We start from the raw sequence: 19,478 nt of genomic DNA, 5'->3' as shown, positions 1-19,478 counted from the left end.
GGGGCACGCACTGGGAACGGACTGTGAATGCGCCCAGTCGGGAACGACGGCGCGTGGGACAGTGTTGTGGAGGGCAGACGAGCGAGAGGAGCACACACATGGCTGATCGGAGTCTCCGCGGCATGCGGCTCGGGAGTCAGAGCCTCCAGAGCGAAGAGGGCGTCGAGCTCTCGGACCGCAAGCGCGCGGTCTACCAGACCGATTCGGGGGAGACCTTCGACATCGTCTTCTCCGCTGACGCAGACGTGCCCCAGACCTGGTCGGAGCCACGCTCCGGCCGCGAAGGACGGCTGCTCGGTGACGACGGCATCCCCGTCGAGGTCGCAGCAGAGGACGTCAAGGCGCCCCGAACCCACTGGGACATGCTGCTCGAGCGTCGCTCGCGCGAGGAACTCGAGGAGCTCCTCGAGGAGCGCCTGCAGGTCCTCCGTGCACGACGCGGTGCCTGACCCCACCACCTGACGAACGACGATGCCCGCCCCGGTTCCCCGGGGCGGGCATCGTCGTTCGTCGTGGCGCCGGTCAGCGCCGTCCGGAGCCGTCGCTGGTGCGGTGCCCCGACGCTTCGTCATTCGGGTGCTGCGCGGTGTCGACGACCGGCGCCGGTGCATCGTCGACCTGCTGTGCGGTCGCGTCGTCGGCGGCTGCGAGGTGCGCGTCGACGCTCCGGTTCGACTCGGCCAGCCGGGCGTCGAGGTCGGACTCGGGGACGATGTCCGCCGCGGTGGCGTCAGCGCGCGGCATCGATGCGCCGGCCGAGTCGGCGGCGGCGGTGTTCGCCAGGCTCTCGTTCGCGAGCTTGGAGATGCGGGAGAGGAAGTCCCCACCCGTGCCGGCGCCGGCGACCGGAGCGCTGCCGTTCCGTCCGCCCGAGAAGCCCTTCGCGATGCCGGACAGTGCCTCGGTGAACTCGCTCGGGATCATCCAGAGCTTGTTCGCGGTGCCCTCGGCGATCTTGGGCAGCATCTGCAGGTACTGGTACGACAGCAGCTTGTCGTCCGGGTCGCCGGTGTGGATGGCCTCGAACACCGTGGCGATCGCGGACGCCTCACCCTCGGCGCGGAGGACCTGGGCCTTCGCGTCACCCTCTGCGGCGAGGATGGCGGCCTGCCGCTGCCCCTCGGCCTCGAGGATCTGGGACTGCTTGGTGCCCTCGGCCTGGAGGATCGCGGCACGACGGCTCCGCTCGGCACGGAGCTGCTGCTCCATGGCGTCCTGGATGGACACGGGCGGCTCGATCGCCTTGAGCTCGACACGGCCGACGCGGATGCCCCACTTGCCGGTCGCCTCGTCGAGGACGACACGGAGCTGACCGTTGATGTTGTCGCGGCTGGTCAGGGCCTCTTCGAGGTTGAGGCCACCGACGACGTTGCGGAGCGTGGTGGTGGTGAGCTGTTCGACCGCGCCCAGGTAGTTCGCGATCTCGTAGGTCGCCGCACGGGCGTCGGTGACCTGGAAGTAGACCACGGTGTCGATGGAGACCACGAGGTTGTCCTCGGTGATCACCGGCTGCGGCGGGAAGGACACGACCTGCTCGCGCATGTCGAGCAGGGGACGCAGACGGTCGATGAACGGCACGAGCAGGTTCAGGCCCGGCGAGAGCGTCTTGTGGTACTTGCCGAGGCGTTCGACGATGCCGGCGGTGGCCTGCGGGACGATGCGGATCGCCTTCGCCAGGACGACGATCACGAAGATGACGACGACGAGGATCAGGACGAGCAGTGCGATCGTCCCGGGTGTGATGGTCACGAGGTGGCCCTTTCTGCGAGGCGCACGACCGCGGTCGACCCCTCGATCGACTCGACGACCACGGGGGTGCCGAGTGGCGGTGTGCGGTCGATGGCGCCCACGGCGAACCGTGCGCTCCAGGTCTCGCCGTTGGCCAGGCGGACCTGGCCGGGAGCAGAAGATGTGAACGCGACGGCGACGGTGCCGGGGAGCCCGATGAGCCCCTCGATGTTCGTGCGGTGCGGGTCGGCGCCGCGGCCGAGCATCAGCAGCAGACGCGGTCGGACGAGCGAGAGCAGCACGAGCGCGAGCACGGCCGAGATGATGGCCGACAGCCACCACGGGGCGCCGAGCAGTGCGGCGATCAACCCGCCGGCGGCTCCGGCCGCGAGCATGATGAAGATGAAGTCGAGGGTGAAGATCTCGACCACTCCCAGCAGCAACACCAGTCCGATCCAGACGATGGTCTGGATCCAATCGATTCCGTTCACGCGATCTCCCTCCCTCGGTCGCGCGCCGTGGCTCGCAGCGTCGCGACGGCCGGTACAACTCCGTTCAACATATCAGGAGGGTCTGACGGCCGTGCAGGCGATTGGTAGGCTCGGTGCGGCCGACCGGCCGGAACCCGACCTGGAGAACACACGACTGTGAGCAACCCCCTCGCCCCCGGATCCCTCACCGACACGCGCGCCGTCGTGACCGGCTCGTCGCGCGGCATCGGCGCCGACACCGTCGGGTACCTGGCCGAGGCCGGCGCCAAGGTCGTCGTGAACTACCGCAACAAGGCCAAGCGCGCCGAGCAGATCGCCGAGAAGGTCGTCGCGGCCGGCGGCTCCGCCCTGGCCGTCGGCGCGGACCTGACCGACCACGAGTCCGTGCAGGCACTCGTCGACACCGTCGTGCAGGAGTGGGGCGGCATCGACCTGCTGGTCCTGAACGCCTCGGGCGGCATGGAGTCCGGCCTCGGCGAGGACTACGCGCTCCGCCTGAACCGCGACGCCCAGGTCGACATGCTCCAGACCGCCGTGCCGCACATGCCCGCCGGCTCCCGCGTCGTGTTCGTCACGAGCCATCAGGCCCACTTCGTCGAGACCGCCGAGACGATGGACGAGTACGTCCCCGTCGCGAAGAGCAAGCGCGCCGGCGAACTCGCCCTCCGTGAGCTCATCCCGCAGCTCGAGGCCGCCGGCATCGAGTTCGTCGTCGTCTCGGGCGACATGATCGAGGGCACGATCACCGCGACCCTGCTGAACCGCCTGAACCCGGGCGCGATCGAGGGCCGCCGGCAAGAGGTCGGCAAGCTCTACAGCGTGTCGGAGTTCGCCGCCGAGATCGCCCTCGCCGCGATCGAGCCGATCCCCGCGGACCACACCAAGCTCGTCGGCGACGTCAGCGGCTTCGTCGGCTAGCGTCGGGCGGGTGACCGCCAAGCCCGGCCTGCGCCGAACCTCCCGCATCATCCTGCTCGACCCCGAGGGTCGCGTGTTCCTGATGGACACGAACTCGCCGTCCTCGGACGGCGCGCACCGGTGGATCACACCGGGTGGCGGGGTCGACCCCGGCGAGGACCACCGCGACGCCGCGATCCGCGAGCTGCGCGAGGAGACCGGCATCGTCATCGACGACCCGGGTGAGCCGGTGTGGTCGTGGGACTTCACCGTCGAGTGGGACCTCGCCGACCACGACCGTGGCCACAGCGAGTTCTACGTCGTGCGTACGCCGGGCTTCGAGCTGTCGGACGCCGAGTGGACGGACGACGAACGGGTCGACATCCTGGCGTCACGGTGGTGGACGGCCGACGAGCTCGACGCCACCGACGAGGTCTTCGAACCGGCCGAGCTGCCGGACCTGGTCCGCCGCTTCGCCTCCGCCTGACCCGTTCACCGCTGCCGTGTCCGGTCGCGTGCGGTGCACGGTGCCGCGTCCGCCGGTCGGTGCAGGGTTGGTGGCGTGGTGCGCGCTTGTGGCGCCGCACGGTGCGCGCAACCGTGCACGGGGTGAGAAAGTGCGCACGGGGTGAGAAAGTGCGCACGGTGCTGACGGGAGGCGCGGTGTGGCCCCGACCCGTGCCTCCCGTCCGGTGGTGGGCCGCGTCCACCGCACGGTGCCGCGTCCGTCGGTCGGTGCAGGGATGGTGGCGCGGTGCGCGCTTGTGGCGCTGCACGGTGCGCGCAACCGCGCACGGGGTGAGGAAGTGCGCACGGTGCTGGGTCTGCTGGTGGGTGCCGGGGCGCCTTGTCGGTGTCGGTACCCGTCGGTACGCTGATCGACATGCACATCAGTTCCGGTGACGGCGCCGTCCCCAGCCTGAGCGTGCACGCCGCCGACGGCCACGACCGCATCCGCGTGCGCGGCGCCCGGGCGAACAACCTGCGGGGCATCGACGTCGACCTGCCCAAGCGTCGGCTGACGGTGTTCACCGGGGTGTCCGGCTCCGGCAAGAGCTCGCTCGTGTTCGGCACCGTCGCCGCCGAGTCGCAGCGGATGATCAACGAGACGTACAGCGCCTTCGTGCAGGGCTTCATGCCGTCGCTCGCGCGCCCGGACGTCGACCTGCTCGACGGCCTGACCACCGCGATCGTCGTCGACCAGGAACGCATCGGCGCCGATCCGCGGTCGACCGTCGGTACCGCCACCGACGCGAACGCGATGTTGCGGGTCCTGTTCAGCCGTCTGGGCGACCCGCACGTCGGCGGTCCGAACGCGTTCTCGTTCAACCTGGCGACGGTCACCGCCGGGGGAGCGATCACGGTGCAGAAGGGCAAGGACGCCAAGGCCGAGAAGGTCTCGTTCACCCGACTCGGCGGCATGTGCGCCGACTGCGAGGGCCGCGGGCTCGTGGACGACATCGACCTGACGCAGCTGTTCGACGACGCGAAGGCGCTCGGCGACGGGGCGATCACGATCCCCGGCTACGGCACCGACGGGTGGAACGTCCGCATGTACGCCGAGTCCGGGTACTTCGACAAGGACACCCCGATCCGCGACTTCACCGAGCAGGAGCGCGCCGACTTCCTGTACCGCGAGCCCACCAAGCAGAAGATCGCCGGCATCAACATGACGTACGAGGGGCTCGTGCCCCGGGTGCGGCGCTCGTTCCTGCAGAAGGACCGCGAGGCGATGCAGCCGCACATCCGCGCCTTCGTGGACCGCGCGGTGACGTTCACGACGTGCCCGGCGTGCGGAGGCACCCGGCTGAACGACGTCGCTCGCTCCTCGAAGATCGGTGGCAAGAGCATCGCCGACGTCTGCTCGATGCAGATCACCGACGTCGTCCCGTGGCTGCGGGCGATCGACGATCCGGGTGTCGCGCCGCTGCTCGACGGCCTCCGCGACCTGCTCGAGTCGTTCGTCGAGATCGGTCTCGGCTACCTCTCGCTCGACCGTCCCACCGGCACGCTGTCCGGGGGAGAGGGGCAGCGGGTCAAGATGGTGAAGCACCTCGGGTCGTCGCTCAGCGACGTGACCTACGTCTTCGACGAACCGAGCACCGGCCTGCACCCGCACGACATCGAGCGGATGAACGGCCTGCTGCTGCGGCTGCGCGACAAGGGCAACACCGTGCTGGTGGTCGAGCACAAGCCCGAGGTGATCGCGATCGCCGACCACGTCGTCGACCTCGGCCCGGGCGCTGGCTCCGGCGGGGGGACGCTCTGCTACCAGGGACCCGTCGACGGGTTGCGGGGGAGCGGGACCATCACCGGTCGGCACCTCGACGACCGCGTCTCGGTGAAGGCCGACGTCCGCCGGTCCGACGGGGCGATCGCGATCCGCGGTGCCTCGGCCCACAACCTGGACGACGTCGACGTGGACGTCCCCACCGGGGTGCTCACCGTCGTGACGGGCGTCGCCGGGTCCGGCAAGAGCACGCTCATCCACGGGTCGCTCGCGCAGCGCGACGGTGTCGTCGCCATCGACCAGAGCGGCATCCGCGGATCCCGGCGCAGCAACCCGGCCACGTACACCGGGCTGCTCGAGCCCATCCGCAAGGCGTTCGCGAAGGCCAACGGCGTCAAGCCCGCGCTGTTCAGTGCGAACTCCGAGGGCGCGTGCCCCGCGTGCAACGGCGCCGGCGTCGTCTACACCGACCTGGGGATGATGGCGGGCATCGCCACCCCGTGCATGGAGTGCGACGGCAAGCGGTTCGACCAGTCGGTGCTCGGCTACCACCTCGGCGGCAAGGACATCAGCCAGGTGCTGGGCATGTCCGTCACCGATGCCGTGGCGTTCTTCTCCGACGGCCCCGCGAAGCTCCCAGCGGCGCACACGATCCTGTCGCGTCTGGCCGACGTCGGTCTCGGGTACCTGACGATCGGGCAGCCGCTGACGACGCTGTCCGGCGGGGAGCGTCAGCGGCTCAAGCTCGCGACGCACCTCGGTGAACCGGGCGGCATCGTGGTCCTCGACGAACCGACGACCGGACTGCACCTGGCGGATGTCGCCCAGCTCCTCGGTCTGCTCGACCGCCTCGTCGACTCGGGCAAGACCGTCGTGGTGATCGAGCACCACCAGGCGGTGATGGCCCATGCGGACTGGATCATCGACCTCGGACCCGGCGCGGGGCACGACGGCGGTCGGATCGTGTTCGAGGGGACACCCGCCGAGCTCGTCGCAGCCCGCTCGACCCTGACCGGACAGCACCTCGCCGCCTACGTCGGTGCCTGAGGCAGGGGACAGGTTCGCCGACGGAACCTGAACGTTGCCGGTGCCGTTCGGATAGCGTCTGATCGACGCTCACGATCGGCTGCCCGGCCTGGATCGGCGTCCTGACCAGAAGGAGCCCCAATGTCCACGAACGGATACCCGCCCGCTCAGAACGGTTCGGCGCCCGCCACGAGCGGTGGCAACGGCCTCGCCATCGGCGCGCTCGTCCTCGGCATCGTCGGGGTCGTCTTCTCGTTCCTCTTCGTGTGGATCGGCCTCATCGCCAGCATCATCGGCCTCATCCTCGGCATCGTCGCGCGTCGTCGCGGTGTCGGTACCCGCGGCATGGTGCTCGCCGCGATCATCCTGAGCGTGATCGGCCTCGTGCTCTCGATCGTCTTCATCATCATCGCGCTGGCCATCGTCGTGCCGGCAGTGACGAACTGAGCACAGTCGACTGCGGACGGGAGGCGCGTGGCGGCATCGCCACGCGCCTCCCGTCTGTCCACGGGTGATCCGCGTGTCTCCGCGTGCGCCCTCAGCGCGGTCGGCGTACCGTCCGGCGCATGAGCTACAGCCAGCCCGACCCAGCCGAAGAGACCACCCAGAGCGAGACGCCGGAGCAGCCGGACACCGACCAGGCCGACCTGCACGAACAGGGCGACGAGTCGGCCGCGCTCGAGATCGACAAGGACGACGTCCCGCACGAGTCGGCGGACTGAGGTCGTCTCCGGACGATGTCGTTCCGTGAGCAGAAGAGGTCGGATCCCGAACGGGGACCCGACCTTTTCTGCTCACGAGTCCTCGCTCCGCTTGTTCGGTACGCGCCGATAATGCATATTATGTCAACTCAGGTGTCGCGAAGTGACCTCCATACGCTCTCCGCACGTCGGGTGTGACGTCGAACGAGTGCGACGTCGATCAGAAGACCGCCACCGTCATCCCTGCCGACGTGGCTGGACGGTCCATCGCCACGATGGCGTCCGGCAGGTCGTCGAAGCCGATGGTCCGGCCGATCGATTCGTCCGGACGCAGCGTGCCCGTGACGACCTCGGCGAGCATGGCGGCGTACTCCCCGACCGAGATCCCGTGGCTGCCGAGCAGTTCGAGCTCGTCGGCGATCACACGCCCCATCGGGATGGCCGGTTCGGCTTCGTCGTCGAGCAGCAGGCCGACCTGCACGTGACGGCCCCGCGGGCGCAGGGACGCCACCGCTGCGACGGACGTCGCGCGGCTGCCGAACGCGTCCACCGAGACGTGTGCTCCGCCGTCGGTCCGGGCGCGGATCGCTGCGACGGCCTCCGCGTCCATCGGCAGCGGGACTGCGCCGAGTGCCGCGGCACGTTCGAGCGCCGCCGGTGAGACGTCCACCGCGATCACCCGGGCGCCCGCAGCGACCGCGACGATGATCGTCGACAGGCCGACGCCTCCGCAGCCGAACACGACCACCCACTCCCCTGCCGTGACCCGACCTCGGGCGTGCAGGGCGTGGTACGCCGTGCCGAACCGGCAACCGAGTGCCGCGGCCTCCGCGAACCCCACGGCGTCGGGCAGTGCGACCACGTTGACGTCCGCGTGCGGGATGACGACCGACTCGGCGTAGGACCCGGGCAGGGTGAACCCCGGTTGCTGCTGACGCGTGCACACCTGGGTGGCGCCGTCGGCGCACTCTGGGCACGTCCCGCAGGCGAACACGAAGGGTGCGGTCACACGGTCACCGACCGAGACGCGGGTCACCGACGACCCGACGGCCGTGACGACACCGGCGAACTCGTGCCCGGGGACGTGCGGCAGCGAGACGGAGTCGTCGTGCCCCTTCCAGGCGTGCCAGTCACTGCGGCACACCCCGGTGGCGGCGACCCGGACGACGACCCCGTGGTCCGGCGCCACGGGATCGGGCAGGTCGACGATCGACGGGGCGGATCCGAAGTGGTCGTACTGGACTGCGCGCATCCCGCCATCGTCCCAGACGGTGCTGTCGTGTTGTCCACAGACGACGGATTGGCCGTTGCCCGCCGCGGGCGACCGCCGGTTCACTGGTGCGATGGACGAACCGACCGCACTGCACTTCTCCGCCGACCCCGCCGACCTCGACGTCGACCGCGTGCACCGCTGGCTCAGCGAGGAGTCCTACTGGGCACGGGGTCGCAGTCGAGCCACCCAGGACGCGATCATCGCCGGGTCCCGCAACTTCGGCGTGTACGACACCGCCACGGGTGCGCAGCTCGGGTACGCCCGGGTGATCACCGACGGGGTGACGTTCGGCTGGCTGGCCGACGTGTTCGTCGATCCCGACGCTCGTGGCCGCGGTGTCGGCGTCGCCCTCGTGCAGGGCGTGACCGAGGCGATCGAGCCGCTCGGCCTCAAGCGGTTCGCGCTCTTCACCGCCGACGCCCACGGCCTGTACGAACGGTTCGGGTTCCGTCCGCTCCCCGACCCGGAGGGCTGGATGATGCGCCCCGGGCCGGGGTTCGGTGCCGATGTGCACGACTGAAGCGGACACCGCGACCGTCCGCGCCCAGCGAGCGTCAGTACTCGATGCGGCCGTCCCGGTTGTGGAACTCCCCCGTGGGCCCGTCCGGCCCGACCGTGGCGAGCGCGACGGTCGCGTCGGTGCCCTCGGTGATCGTCTGGTGCCCGCCGAAGCCGTTGAACTCGGTGGCGGTGTACCCGGGGTCGCTGACGTTGATCCGGAACTCCGGCAGGTTCTTCGCGTACTGCACGGTCAACGCGATCACCGCGGCCTTCGACGCGGCGTAGGGCACAGCTGGCACCGGGTACTCGTCGTGGCCGGGGGTCGACAGCCACCGGGCGAACCCGACGCCCGAGGCGACGTTCACGATCACCGGGTTGTCAGATGCCCGCAGCAGCGGGAGCGCCGCCTGCGTGACCCGGACGATGCCGGTGACGTTGGTGTCGAGCACCGCCGACATGGCCGCGGCGTCGAGGTCGTCGACGCCGAACGACGTCCCGAGGATGCCGGCGTTGTTCACGAGCACGTCGAGGGCGGGGATGGTGGCGATCGCGGCGTCGATGCTGTCCTGGTCGGTCACGTCGAACTGGACGACGTGGGCGCCGAGCGACCGCGCTTCGTCGCCCGAGGCGGGGTCGCGCATGCCGGCGTACACGGTGTGGCCCGCGTCGACCAGGCGGCGGACGGTCTCGAGCCCGAGGCTGCGGTTGGCGCCGGTGATGAGTGTCGTTGTCATGCCCCCACTCTCCGCCCCTGCGGCTGACTCCCCCAGGCACCGTGCGACGGTGGGACCACCAGTACCAGGAAGGACAGGAGGCGCGGGGCGAGGATGGTGGACATGAGCGAGTTCGCGAGTGTGTTGCGTTCCTGGCGCGACCGGGTCCGTCCCGAAGAGGTCGGCCTGCCAGCCGGGCCCGGCCGGCGGACCCCGGGTCTCCGACGCGAGGAGCTCGCGGCGCTCGCGGGGGTGAGCGTCGACTACGTCGTCCGCCTCGAGCAGGGCCGCGCGCTGAACCCCTCACCCCAGCTGCTCGGCGCCCTCGCCACGGCGCTCCGGCTCACCGCGGCCGAGCGCGACCACCTGTGCCGGGTCGCCGGCGTCGCTCCCCCGTCGCGGCAGGTCGTCCCCCGGCACATCACACCCGGAGTGCAGCGGCTCGTCGACCGGCTCGGCGACGTCCCGATCGCGGTCTTCACGGCGACGCATGACATCGTGTTGTGGAACGACCTGTGGGCGGCGTTGAACGGTGACCCCTCGCGGTACGTCGGGATGGAACGGAACCTGGTGTGGCGGCACTTCATGCACGCACACGACGGCGTCGAGTGGGACGACGAGCACCAGGAGGAGTTCTCGAGCGACCTCGCAGCGGACCTCCGGCAGGCGTCCGGCCGCTACCCCGCCGACCGCGACCTGGCTGAGCTCGTCGCGCGGCTCCGCCGGGAGTCACCCGAGTTCGAACTTCGCTGGGACACCGGTCGCATCGCCGAGCACCGGGCGAGCCGCAAGCAGGTGCACACGCCCGTCGGGCCGATCGAGATCGACTGCGACGTGCTGACCGTGCCGGGCGGCGACCTGCGGATCGTCGTCTACACCGCGGTCCCCGGCACCGAGGACGCCGCCAAGCTCGACCTGCTGCGCGTCACCGGCCTCCAGCAGTTCACGCCGGCACCGTGAGCACGGAACGGACTCCGGTCGCCTCGTCGCCCCAGGTGCCGATCGGTACGGTTCTCGGATGGTCCCGCTGAACCTCCCGGTCATCTCGTGCAGTCTCGATCCGACCAGTGCGAGCCGCCGCCTCGCCGAGCAGTCAGCGCAGCTCCTCACCGACGGCGGGCACGCATCGACGGTCATCGACCTCGCCCACGTGGCACTGCCGCCGTTCGACAACGACCAGGTGTTCAGCAGCGGAGCGTTCGAGGTGCTGCACCGCGAGATCCAGGAGTCGGACGGCGTGGTGCTGGCGTTCCCGGTCTACAACTGGGCTCCGTCGTCCGCCGTCAAGTCGCTCGTCGAAGCCACCGGTGCGACCGGTGAGGGCCGTCGCGCAGCGTGGTTCGACAAGGTCGTCACCTTCGTGTGCGCTGCGGGCCTCCCCCACAGCTACATGGCGACGGGCGCCCTGGCGCAGTCGCTCATGCTCGACTTCAAGTGCGTCGTCAACCCGTACACGGCCTACGTCTCCGAGCGGGACTGGCAGGGCACGGCGCTCAACGCCGATCGCGCCGCCCGACTGGGCAAGACCATCGACGTCCACGCGGAGCTGGCCGGTCTGCTCCGCGGCCGGACCTTCACATCGGACTGGGAGGTGTGAGGTCCGACCTACTCCACCGTCCGGTGACGGACCCTGGTCCGCACAGTCCCTACGGTGGTGGGATGCGTTCGCTCGTGCAACTCGATGACTGGTCCCCGTCCGACGTCCGTGCGGTCTTCGACCTGGCTGACGCGTTCGTCGCGGGTCGAGGTCCCACCACGGAGGGGGCCGCGGCGATGTTCTTCCCGCCGACGAGTCTGCGCACCAGGGTGACCTTCGAGCGGGGCGCTTCGTCGATGGGGCTCGAACCGATCGTGTTCCCGGACACGACGCTCGACAAGCCGGAAGCGCTGGCAGACGTCGCCCGGTACCTCGACAACTGGGTCGACATCGTGGTGGTGCGCCATCAGGACCTCGCCGTGGTCGCGGCGCTGGCGGCGGCTCGTGCGGTACCCGTCGTGAACGCGATGACGGACGACAACCACCCGTGCGAGGTGCTGTCCGACCTGTACGCCCTGCAGCAGCAGCGGGGGGACATCACGTCGCTCCGCTTCCTCTTCGTGGGGGCTGACGGCAACATCGCCAGGGCATGGCAGGAAGCCGCTCGCGTCCTGCAGCTCGACCTGGTCCAGTGCTGCCCGCCCGAACTCGCGACCCCGGGAGCCGGGTGGACCGACGACCTCGAGGCCGCTGTACGGTCGGCGGACGTGATCCTCACGGACGGACCCGGTCCGCACGCCGGGGCCCTCGAGCCGTACCGGATCACGGCGGCGCTGCTCGACCTCGCCCCCGCGGGAGCTCGCTTCGCCCCGTGTCCGCCGTTCGTGCGCGGCCGTGAGGTGAGCGTCGACGCGGTGGAACACCCCGCGTTCGTCGGACACGACTTCAAGGCCGCGCTCCTCCCGGTGCAGCAGGCCGTCATGTCGTTCTGCCTCGGCCTCGGATGACGGAACGTGCCGATCGGCCAGGGGCCCCGTGAGCCCCGTGCTGCGGGTGGCGGCACCGCAGACGGCGGACTAGCTCCCGCTCAGCGCTTCCTCGTCCGCCGCGACGTCCTTCTGCACGGCGAACTGGGTCCGGTGCAGCTCCTCGTACCGCCCGCCCACGGCCAGCAGCTCCTCGTGCGTGCCGCGCTCCACGATCGAGCCGTCCTCGACCACGAGGATGAGGTCCGCGCTCCGGATGGTGGAGAGCCGGTGCGCGATCACCATCGCCGTCCGCCCCTCGAGCGCCTCGCTGAGCGCTGCCTGCACGGCGGCTTCGGACGTCGAGTCCAGCGCCGCGGTGGCCTCGTCGAGGATGACGACGCGCGGCTGGGCGAGCAGCAGTCTCGCGATGGTCATCCGCTGACGCTCGCCCCCGGACAGCCGGTAGCCACGCTCCCCGACCATGGTGTCCAGCTGGTCCGGCAGGGACCGGATGAGCGGTTCGAGCCGCGCACGGCGGACGGCGTCCCAGACCTCGTCCTCGGTCGCTTCGGGCCGCGCGAGCCGCAGGTTGGACCGGATGGTCTCGTGGAACAGGTGGCCGTCCTGGGTGACCATGCCCATGGTGTGCCGCATCGACGCGAACGTGACGTCTCGGACGTCCGCCCCGGCCAGGCGGACGGCGCCGCTGTCGACGTCGTACAGACGGGAGAGGAGCTGCGCGATCGTGGACTTGCCGGCACCGGAGGTCCCGACGAGCGCGACGGTCTGCCCTGGCTCGATCCGGAAGGAGACACCGTGCAGCACCTCGTCACCACCGCGGGTGTCCAGTGTGGAGACCTCCTCGAGCGAAGCCAGGGACACCTTGTCGGCGGACGGGTAGGCGAAGCGGACGTCGTCGAACTCGACCGCCACCGGGCCGTCGGGGACGGTGGCGGCGTCGGGCTTCTCCTGGATGAGCGGCTCGAGGTCGAGGACCTCGAAGACGCGCTCGAAGCTGACCACGGCGCTCATGATCTCCACCCGGGCGTTCGCGAGGCTGGTCAGCGGCGCGTACAGGCGGGTGAGCAGGAGGGCCAGCGTCACCACGTCGCCGGTGTTCAGCTGGCCACCGAGTGCGAGGGCACCGCCGACCCCGTAGACGAGCGCGAGGGCGAGGGCGGAGACCAGGGTGAGGGCGGTGACGAAGACGAACTGCAGCAGGGCACTCCGCACCCCGATGTCGCGGACGCGGGCGGCGCGCACCCGGAACTCCTCGGCCTCCTCCTCGGGGCGGCCGAACAGCTTCACGAGTGTGGCGCCGGGCGCGGAGAAGCGCTCGGTCATCTGCGTGCTCATCGCAGCGTTGTGGTCGGCGGCTTCGCGACGCAGCGCGGCGAGGCGGCTGCCCATGCGGCGCGCGGGGACGAGGAAGACCGGGAGCATCACGATCGCCAGGACCGTCACGAGCCAGGACGTGCTGAGCATGACGGTCAGGGTGAGGATCAGCGCCACGAGGTTCGTGACCACGCCGGACAGCGTGCCGCTGAAGGCCTGCTGCGCGCCGATCACGTCGTTGTTGAGGCGGCTGACGAGTGCGCCGGTCCGCGTGCGCGTGAAGAAGGCGATCGGCATCTTCTGCACGTGGTTGAAGACGGCGGTGCGGAGGTCGAGGATGACGCCCTCGCCGATCCGTGCCGAGAACCAGCGCGTCGCGAGTGACACGGCCGCGTCGCCCACGGCGACCAGGGCGATGACGACCGCGAGCCAGACGATCGTGCTGAGCGCGCCCCGAGCGACGATGACGTCGACCACCCGGCCGGCGAGGACCGGTGTCGCGACCGCGAGGACCGCGCCCACGACGGAGAGCGCGATGAAGACCACCAGCTTGGCCCGGTAGGGCACGGCGAACGTCATGATCCGCCGCACGGACTCGCGTGAGATGCCGTGCTTGCCGTCCTTGGCGGTGGAGATCTTGTACAGCGAGCTCCAGGCCACGCCTTCCATGCTCATGGCAGTCAGGATACGTCGGTCCCCGTGCCCCCTCAGACCGCGGTGAACACCAACGACGCGTTCTGTCCACCGAACCCGAACGAGTTGTTCAGCGCGGCCCGCACGGTCGCCGTCCGGGCTGCCCCCGCCACCACGTCCAGGTCGATCGCCGGGTCCTGGTGTTCCAGGTTCAGCGTCGGCGGCACGATCCCGGTCTCGAGCGCCCGGATCGTCAGGATCGCCTCGACCGCTCCTGCCGCACCGAACATGTGCCCGATCGCGCTCTTCGGCGCCGTCACGATCGCGCCGCTGCCCACTGCACGAGCGATGGCCGCAGCCTCACCGACGTCGCCGACCGGGGTCCCGGTGGCGTGCGCGTTGACGTGGTCGATGTCCGTCCCGGTGAGCCCGGCCATCCGGATCGCCGCCGTCATCGCGCGCTCCTGCTCGCTGCCGTCCCCGAGCGGGGCGGTGATGTGGAAGGCGTCCGACGTGATTCCCCACCCGGCGAGCGTGCCGTGCGACCGCTGTGCGCGGGCGGCGGCGTGCGAGGCCCGCTCGAGGACGACGAACCCGGCGCCCTCGCCGAGCACGAACCCGCGGCGGTCGGCGTCGAACGGTCGTGACAGCGTGGCGGGGTCGCCGCCGTCGGGCTTCGCGAGGGCCTGGGACTGCGCGAACGAGGCCAAGGTCACCGGGGTGACCGCAGCTTCGGTGCCGCCGGCGATGACGACGTCGGCCTCCCCCGTGACGACGAGGCGCGCTGCGATCGCGATCGCCTCGGCGCCGGACGCGCACGCCGAGACGGTCGTGTAGGCGCCGGCACGGGCGCCGTACTCGATGCTGATCTGCGCCGCGGCCCCGTTGGCCATGAGCATCGGGACGGTCCGGGGCGACACCCGGCGGGCACCCGAGGCACCGAGCACGTCGTGCGCGTCGAGCAGCGTCTCCACTCCCCCGATGCCGGTCCCGACGACGACGGCCAGGCGGTCGCCCGCGACGGCGGGAGCGCCGGCGTCGGCCCAGGCCTCGGCGGCGGCGACGAGGGCGAGCTGCTGACTGCGGTCGAGTCGGTTCGCCCGGACGCGACCGAGTACGGCCTCGGCGTCGAGCGCCGCGTCGGCACCGACCATGATCGGCACCCGATCCCAGAACTGTCCGTCGCGGTGCAGCTCGTGCACACCGGAGCGCCCGGCGACCAGGGCGTCCCACAGCGGCGCGACGCCGTGGCCGAACGGGGTGACCGCGCCGTAGCCGGTGATGGAGATGTCCACGAGTGCTCCTTCTTGTATGTTGAACAAGTTGAGTTGTACCACGTACAATCCAGAGATGGCAACCACCGACGGCGCCGGGACGACCCGCGGCGCAGCGACCCGGGCGAGGATCCTCGCAGCGACCGCCGGACTCCTCAGTGCAGGGGCAGCCGGTGACGCGGGCGGAGGGAGCACCGCACGCCACGCCGTCACCGTCAGCGAGATCGCCCGTGCGGCCGGGGTCTACCCGAACCAGATCACGCACCACTACGGCTCGAAGGACCGCCTCGTCCTCGACGCCGCCTTCGCACTCTTCCTCCGCGACACCACACGCCTGCAGGCCGCCGGTCGGCGCGCCGGGTCCGCCGACGCGTTCCGCCAGGTGCTCGCGCGCACGGCGCTCGCGATGCCGTCGACGCCGCTCGTCGTGCGCGCGCTGGCCGCCGCTGGAGACGACGACGCCCAGCGCGAGCGCGTGCGTCTCCTGCTCGCGGTCCTGTTCCGTCAGTCGGAGCGCTACCTCGAGCGCGTCGTCGCCGAGCACGGCTGGACGAGTCCGAGCGGCGTCGGCCGCGATGCCCGGACGTTCTGGAGCGCGGTCTTCGGCGCCACGCTCCTCGCCGACGCGGGCGTCACCGGCGGGCCCTCGGACCTCGACCTCGCAGGGACGGTGTCCATCCGCTGAACGCGGGAAGACGAGCGGCGACGCCTACTCGCCGAAGCCGCTCCGCACCAGTTCCGCGAGCGCGTCCACCGCGGCCTGCGCGTCAGCACCGGTCGCCTCGATCGACACGGTCGCACCCTTCGGCAGCGCGAGCGCCATGATCGCCAGCAGGCTCTTCGCGTCCACGCCGTTCACGCGCACCGCTGCGTCGTACCTGGCCGCCGTCTTGACGAACTCCGCCGCGGGGCGGGCGTGCAGGCCGGTCTCGTTGACCAGTTCGACGCTCTCGGACGCGGCCACGTCGTCGACGCTGCCGGCCCCGTCACCCGGCCCCGTGCCTCCCGGCTGGTCACCGGACGGACGGGAGGCGCTGCTCGCGTCGTCCGCGGACCCTGCGGCGGATGCCGCAGCAGCGAGCACCGCCTCGGCGTCACCACCCGTCTGGGCCGCGACGGCCGCGGCGACCGCGCCCTCGACGAGGGGAGCCTGGGAGACGTGCACGCGTGCGCGGACGTCGTCGTCGAGGAAGTCGAGCGCCGTGTCGGTGGTCAGGTAGGCAGAACCGAGGTCGCACAGGACCACGACGGCGTCGGCGTCGGAGAGCTCCTCGATGCCGGCGGTGATCGCCTCGAACGAGGTCCCGATGCCGCCGTCGTCGGTCCCGCCGGCAGCGACGAGCGGTACGTCCGCCGCCATCTGGCGGGCGAGCTCGACCGTGCCGGTGGCGATCGCGGCGCTGTGCGACACGATCAGGATGCCGACGGTCACGCGGCGGCGCCCGTCGTCGCCTCCACCGCGGCACGCAGGATGTACGCCGTCGACTGCGCACCCGGATCACGGTGCCCGACGGCGCGTTCGCCGAGGTAGCTCGCACGACCCTTGTGGGCGACGAGCGGTTCGGTGGCCTCGGCGCCCGAGGCGGCGGCGTCGGCCGCGGCGGCGAGCACGGCTGCCGGGTCGGCACCGGCTGCCGCTGCGGCGGTGGCGGCGTCGACCGCCGGGCCCCATGCGTCCACCATCGTCTTGTCGCCGACCGCGGCCTTGCCGCGTGAGACCACGCCGTCACGGGCCGCGGCGAGCACGACGACGAGCGTGTCGGCGTCGAGCTCGGACGCGTCGCCGGCCGCCTGGGCTGCCTTCAGGTACGCGGTGCCGAACAGCGGACCGGCGGCGCCGCCGACGGTCGAGATGAGCTTGGTCGCGACCGTCTTCAGCACGGCGCCGGGCGTGTCGAACGAGCCGCCGTCGACGGCCTCGAGCACGGCGCGGAAGCCGCGGTCGAGGTTCTCGCCGTGGTCGCCGTCACCGATCTCCCGGTCGAGCGTGACGAGCTCGGCCCGGTGTTCGTCGATCGTCGCGGCGGTGCGACGGACCCAGTCGATGGCCCATGCGGTGTCGAGCGCCAATGCGGTTCCCTTCGTGTGTCCGGCCCGGTGGGCTCGGTGTCGTGGTCGGTGGTCGAGCGGTCGGATCCGGCCGCTCAGCGTCCCCAGCGCAGTGCCGGGCTCTCCACCGGTGCGTCCCAGAGCGCGGTGAGTTCGTCGTCGAGCACCGTGACGGTGAGCGAGAACCCCTGCATCTCGAGGGATGTGACGTAGTCGCCCACCAAACTACGCGTGACGTCGTACCCGCGGTCCGTCAGCACCTCGGCGGCGCGTCGGTAGGCGATGTACAGCTCGGAGAGCGGGGTGCCGCCCATGCCGTTCACGAGCAGGAGCAGCTTCGAGCCGGCCGGGGCGTCGAGGTCGGTGAGGATCGGTTCGAGCACGCGGTCGACGAGCTGATCGGCCGGCGCCATCGGGATGCGCTCGCGACCTGGCTCGCCGTGGATGCCGATGCCGAGCTCGACCTCGTCGTCGGCGAGCGTGAAGGACGGCTCCCCCGCGTGCGGCACGGTGCCGGACGCCAGGGCCAGGCCCATCGACCGCGTGACGTCGTTGACGTGGCGGGCGACCGCGGCGACGGCGTCGAGGTCGTCACCGCGCTCGGCCGCGGCACCGGCGCACTTCTCCACGACGACGGTGCCGGCGACGCCGCGGCGACCGGCGGTGTAGAGCGAGTCCTGCACGGCGACGTCGTCGTCGACCACGACCGCCTCGACGCGGATGTCGTCCATCTCGGCGAGCTCGGCGGCGGTCTCGAAGTTCAGGACGTCGCCGGTGTAGTTCTTCACGATGTGCAGGACGCCCGCGCCGCCGTCGACGGCCTTGGTGGCCGCGACGATCGGGTCCGGGGTCGGACTCGTGAACACCGGGCCCGGGACGGCGGCGTCGAGCATGCCGTACCCGACGAAGCCGGCGTGCAGCGGCTCGTGTCCGCTGCCGCCGCCGCTGACGATGCCGACCTTGCCGGCGACGGGAGCGTCGGCGCGGTGCAGGTGGATCGGGTCCTCGACCAGGACCACGTGCCCGGCGTGTGCCCGGGCGAAGCCCCGGACGGTCTCGTCGACCACGGCCTGCGGGTCGTTGATGAGCTTCTTCATGCGCGTGCCTCCACGGGTACGGGGCCGAACCGAGGCGAACTGCACACCGCCGTCGTCGACCGGAGTGCGCCCAATCTACATCCGACGCCCGGGCGCTCGTTCGTCCGGTCTGCACGTTCGTGCAGTGCGACGGGGACGCGTCACCGGCTCGCGATCCCCCGCAGCGCACGGCGCTTGCACGTTCGTGCACGATCGCGGACTTCCCTCGAGAATTCATCGCTCCGTCGTTCTCCGCGTCACTATGCTCGGCCTCAATCACTCAACGGGGAGTGCGGCGCAGCACCACCGGACCCCCACCTCACGCACTGGAGGTCACCGATGGACGACATCGGCGTCAAGTTCCTGTCCGAGCTCGTCGGCACGGCGATGCTCATCATCCTGGGTGGCGGTGTCGTCGCCGCCGTCTCCCTCACGAAGTCGAAGGGCTTCGGGGCCGGCTTCCTCATGGTCACGATCGGCTGGGGCTTCGCGGTCTTCGCGGGCGTCACCGTGTCCTACAAGTCGGGCGGACAGCTCAACCCGGCCGTCAGCCTCGCCCAGGCCATCCTCGGCAACATCACCGTCGGCGCGATGCTGCTGTTCTGGCTCGCCCAGCTCATCGGTGCGGTCATCGGTGCCGTGATCGTCTGGCTCGCCTACAAGCAGCACTTCGACGAGGAGCCCGACGCGGCCGCCAAGCTCGGCGTCTTCTCCACCGGCCCCGCGATCCGGTCGTACGGCTGGAACCTCGTGACCGAGATCATCGGCACCTTCGTGCTGGTGTTCGTCGTCATCGCCTTCACCAACGGCCAGACCCCGTCGCAGCTCGGCGCGATCCCCGTCGCCTTCCTCGTGATCGCGATCGGTGTCAGCCTCGGTGGCCCGACCGGCTACGCCATCAACCCCGCCCGTGACCTCGGCCCGCGCATCGCGCACGCCCTCCTTCCCATCAAGGGCAAGGGCTCGAGCGACTGGGCCTACGCCTGGGTGCCCGTCGTCGGACCGCTGCTCGGTGGCGCCATCGCCGCCGGCCTGTCCTACGCGCTGCTGCCCGTCGTCAGCTGAACCAACCCAACCCCGGGGTGAGCGGCCCGTCCGCACGGGCC

At 71.0% G+C, this 19,478-nt stretch carries 21 protein-coding genes; 12 read left to right on the top strand and 9 right to left on the bottom strand.

Going from position 1 to position 19,478, the window contains the following annotated elements:
• Positions 1–98 precede the first annotated feature (98 nt).
• A complete protein-coding gene (locus ACXKZB_RS10335; protein ID WP_111084006.1) occupies positions 99–449 on the top strand; it encodes an RNA polymerase-binding protein RbpA in 351 nt (116 codons plus the stop codon).
• A gap of 73 nt (positions 450–522) precedes the next feature.
• Here the strand turns inward: ACXKZB_RS10335 and ACXKZB_RS10330 are convergent, their stop codons facing one another.
• Positions 523–1,749, bottom strand: a complete 1,227-nt coding sequence (locus tag ACXKZB_RS10330) for an SPFH domain-containing protein (RefSeq protein ID WP_488823067.1) — start codon at positions 1,747–1,749, stop codon at positions 523–525.
• Entirely contained in the window at positions 1,746–2,219 is a 474-nt protein-coding gene (locus ACXKZB_RS10325; protein ID WP_235035827.1) for an NfeD family protein, read from the bottom strand. Before ACXKZB_RS10325 ends, ACXKZB_RS10330 begins: the two co-directional genes overlap by 4 nt.
• Positions 2,220–2,375: 156 nt before the next feature.
• Between ACXKZB_RS10325 and ACXKZB_RS10320 the strand changes: the two genes are divergently transcribed.
• The 5 genes from ACXKZB_RS10320 to ACXKZB_RS10300 all read left to right on the top strand — a co-directional run bounded on the left by ACXKZB_RS10320 (position 2,376) and on the right by ACXKZB_RS10300 (position 7,094).
• The gene (locus tag ACXKZB_RS10320; RefSeq protein WP_123312601.1) at positions 2,376–3,137 is read left to right on the top strand and encodes an SDR family oxidoreductase; all 762 of its coding nucleotides are present in this window, start codon (positions 2,376–2,378) and stop codon (positions 3,135–3,137) included.
• A 10-nt stretch (positions 3,138–3,147) separates the two neighbouring features.
• Positions 3,148–3,603, top strand: a complete 456-nt coding sequence (locus tag ACXKZB_RS10315) for an NUDIX hydrolase (RefSeq protein ID WP_488823064.1) — start codon at positions 3,148–3,150, stop codon at positions 3,601–3,603.
• A gap of 396 nt (positions 3,604–3,999) precedes the next feature.
• Complete coding sequence (locus ACXKZB_RS10310) at positions 4,000–6,393, top strand: ATP-binding cassette domain-containing protein (RefSeq protein WP_488823062.1); 2,394 nt, start codon at positions 4,000–4,002, stop codon at positions 6,391–6,393.
• A gap of 120 nt (positions 6,394–6,513) precedes the next feature.
• A complete protein-coding gene (locus ACXKZB_RS10305; protein ID WP_222657729.1) occupies positions 6,514–6,819 on the top strand; it encodes a hypothetical protein in 306 nt (101 codons plus the stop codon).
• A gap of 119 nt (positions 6,820–6,938) precedes the next feature.
• A complete protein-coding gene (locus ACXKZB_RS10300; RefSeq protein ID WP_185021347.1) occupies positions 6,939–7,094 on the top strand; it encodes a hypothetical protein in 156 nt (51 codons plus the stop codon).
• 199 nt (positions 7,095–7,293) lie between these two features.
• Here the strand turns inward: ACXKZB_RS10300 and ACXKZB_RS10295 are convergent, their stop codons facing one another.
• Positions 7,294–8,325 (bottom strand): alcohol dehydrogenase catalytic domain-containing protein, encoded by a 1,032-nt coding sequence (locus ACXKZB_RS10295; RefSeq protein ID WP_488823059.1) that lies wholly within the window; start codon positions 8,323–8,325, stop codon positions 7,294–7,296.
• 91 nt (positions 8,326–8,416) lie between these two features.
• Between ACXKZB_RS10295 and ACXKZB_RS10290 the strand changes: the two genes are divergently transcribed.
• Positions 8,417–8,866, top strand: coding sequence for a GNAT family N-acetyltransferase (locus tag ACXKZB_RS10290; protein WP_194647780.1), 450 nt, complete (start codon positions 8,417–8,419; stop codon positions 8,864–8,866).
• A 34-nt stretch (positions 8,867–8,900) separates the two neighbouring features.
• Here ACXKZB_RS10290 and ACXKZB_RS10285 read toward each other — a convergent pair whose 3' ends face one another.
• Entirely contained in the window at positions 8,901–9,581 is a 681-nt protein-coding gene (locus tag ACXKZB_RS10285; protein WP_488823057.1) for an SDR family NAD(P)-dependent oxidoreductase, read from the bottom strand.
• A 102-nt stretch (positions 9,582–9,683) separates the two neighbouring features.
• Between ACXKZB_RS10285 and ACXKZB_RS10280 the strand changes: the two genes are divergently transcribed.
• From ACXKZB_RS10280 to ACXKZB_RS10270, 3 genes are all read left to right on the top strand, one after another.
• The gene (locus ACXKZB_RS10280) at positions 9,684–10,520 is read left to right on the top strand and encodes a helix-turn-helix domain-containing protein (RefSeq protein WP_488823055.1); all 837 of its coding nucleotides are present in this window, start codon (positions 9,684–9,686) and stop codon (positions 10,518–10,520) included.
• A gap of 58 nt (positions 10,521–10,578) precedes the next feature.
• The gene (locus tag ACXKZB_RS10275) at positions 10,579–11,157 is read left to right on the top strand and encodes an NADPH-dependent FMN reductase (RefSeq protein ID WP_488823053.1); all 579 of its coding nucleotides are present in this window, start codon (positions 10,579–10,581) and stop codon (positions 11,155–11,157) included.
• 62 nt (positions 11,158–11,219) lie between these two features.
• Positions 11,220–12,044: an ornithine carbamoyltransferase gene (locus ACXKZB_RS10270; protein ID WP_488823051.1), complete on the top strand. Its 825-nt coding sequence runs from the start codon at positions 11,220–11,222 to the stop codon at positions 12,042–12,044.
• 69 nt (positions 12,045–12,113) lie between these two features.
• On the opposite strand, the gene ACXKZB_RS10265 is transcribed toward ACXKZB_RS10270, so the two are convergent.
• Entirely contained in the window at positions 12,114–14,015 is a 1,902-nt protein-coding gene (locus ACXKZB_RS10265; protein WP_488823049.1) for an ABC transporter ATP-binding protein, read from the bottom strand.
• Between the two features lie 32 nt (positions 14,016–14,047).
• Positions 14,048–15,268: a beta-ketoacyl-[acyl-carrier-protein] synthase family protein gene (locus ACXKZB_RS10260; RefSeq protein WP_488823047.1), complete on the bottom strand. Its 1,221-nt coding sequence runs from the start codon at positions 15,266–15,268 to the stop codon at positions 14,048–14,050.
• 55 nt (positions 15,269–15,323) lie between these two features.
• Between ACXKZB_RS10260 and ACXKZB_RS10255 the strand changes: the two genes are divergently transcribed.
• Positions 15,324–15,932 (top strand): TetR/AcrR family transcriptional regulator, encoded by a 609-nt coding sequence (locus ACXKZB_RS10255; protein WP_488823045.1) that lies wholly within the window; start codon positions 15,324–15,326, stop codon positions 15,930–15,932.
• A 24-nt stretch (positions 15,933–15,956) separates the two neighbouring features.
• Here ACXKZB_RS10255 and dhaM read toward each other — a convergent pair whose 3' ends face one another.
• From dhaM to dhaK, 3 genes are all read right to left on the bottom strand, one after another.
• Positions 15,957–16,679, bottom strand: coding sequence for a dihydroxyacetone kinase phosphoryl donor subunit DhaM (gene dhaM, locus ACXKZB_RS10250; protein WP_488823043.1), 723 nt, complete (start codon positions 16,677–16,679; stop codon positions 15,957–15,959).
• Positions 16,676–17,317 (bottom strand): dihydroxyacetone kinase subunit DhaL, encoded by a 642-nt coding sequence (gene dhaL / locus ACXKZB_RS10245; RefSeq protein WP_488823041.1) that lies wholly within the window; start codon positions 17,315–17,317, stop codon positions 16,676–16,678. The genes dhaM and dhaL overlap by 4 nt, the downstream gene beginning before the upstream one ends.
• Positions 17,318–17,391: 74 nt before the next feature.
• Positions 17,392–18,393, bottom strand: coding sequence for a dihydroxyacetone kinase subunit DhaK (gene dhaK, locus ACXKZB_RS10240; protein WP_488823039.1), 1,002 nt, complete (start codon positions 18,391–18,393; stop codon positions 17,392–17,394).
• 318 nt (positions 18,394–18,711) lie between these two features.
• On the opposite strand from dhaK, the gene ACXKZB_RS10235 reads away from it, so the two are divergent.
• Positions 18,712–19,437 (top strand): MIP/aquaporin family protein, encoded by a 726-nt coding sequence (locus tag ACXKZB_RS10235; RefSeq protein ID WP_488823037.1) that lies wholly within the window; start codon positions 18,712–18,714, stop codon positions 19,435–19,437.
• Positions 19,438–19,478: the final 41 nt, after the last annotated feature.

Source organism: Curtobacterium sp. ABR8, from assembly GCF_057812125.1.
The sequence above is the reverse complement of the archived record's forward strand: the minus strand, read 5'-3'. Positions and strand labels throughout refer to the sequence as shown.

Excerpts from the sequence above, each read along its gene's own strand:
- ACXKZB_RS10335 (WP_111084006.1), top strand. The coding sequence starts at position 99 with ATGGCTGATCGGAGTCTCCGCGGCATGCGGCTCGGGAGTCAGAGCCTC.
- ACXKZB_RS10310 (WP_488823062.1), top strand. The coding sequence starts at position 4,000 with ATGCACATCAGTTCCGGTGACGGCGCCGTCCCCAGCCTGAGCGTGCAC.
- ACXKZB_RS10305 (WP_222657729.1), top strand. The coding sequence starts at position 6,514 with ATGTCCACGAACGGATACCCGCCCGCTCAGAACGGTTCGGCGCCCGCC.
- ACXKZB_RS10300 (WP_185021347.1), top strand. The coding sequence starts at position 6,939 with ATGAGCTACAGCCAGCCCGACCCAGCCGAAGAGACCACCCAGAGCGAG.
- ACXKZB_RS10295 (WP_488823059.1), bottom strand. The coding sequence starts at position 8,325 with ATGCGCGCAGTCCAGTACGACCACTTCGGATCCGCCCCGTCGATCGTC.
- ACXKZB_RS10290 (WP_194647780.1), top strand. The coding sequence starts at position 8,417 with ATGGACGAACCGACCGCACTGCACTTCTCCGCCGACCCCGCCGACCTC.
- ACXKZB_RS10285 (WP_488823057.1), bottom strand. The coding sequence starts at position 9,581 with ATGACAACGACACTCATCACCGGCGCCAACCGCAGCCTCGGGCTCGAG.
- ACXKZB_RS10280 (WP_488823055.1), top strand. The coding sequence starts at position 9,684 with ATGAGCGAGTTCGCGAGTGTGTTGCGTTCCTGGCGCGACCGGGTCCGT.
- ACXKZB_RS10275 (WP_488823053.1), top strand. The coding sequence starts at position 10,579 with ATGGTCCCGCTGAACCTCCCGGTCATCTCGTGCAGTCTCGATCCGACC.
- ACXKZB_RS10270 (WP_488823051.1), top strand. The coding sequence starts at position 11,220 with ATGCGTTCGCTCGTGCAACTCGATGACTGGTCCCCGTCCGACGTCCGT.
- ACXKZB_RS10265 (WP_488823049.1), bottom strand. The coding sequence starts at position 14,015 with ATGAGCATGGAAGGCGTGGCCTGGAGCTCGCTGTACAAGATCTCCACC.
- ACXKZB_RS10255 (WP_488823045.1), top strand. The coding sequence starts at position 15,324 with ATGGCAACCACCGACGGCGCCGGGACGACCCGCGGCGCAGCGACCCGG.
- dhaK (WP_488823039.1), bottom strand. The coding sequence starts at position 18,393 with ATGAAGAAGCTCATCAACGACCCGCAGGCCGTGGTCGACGAGACCGTC.
- ACXKZB_RS10235 (WP_488823037.1), top strand. The coding sequence starts at position 18,712 with ATGGACGACATCGGCGTCAAGTTCCTGTCCGAGCTCGTCGGCACGGCG.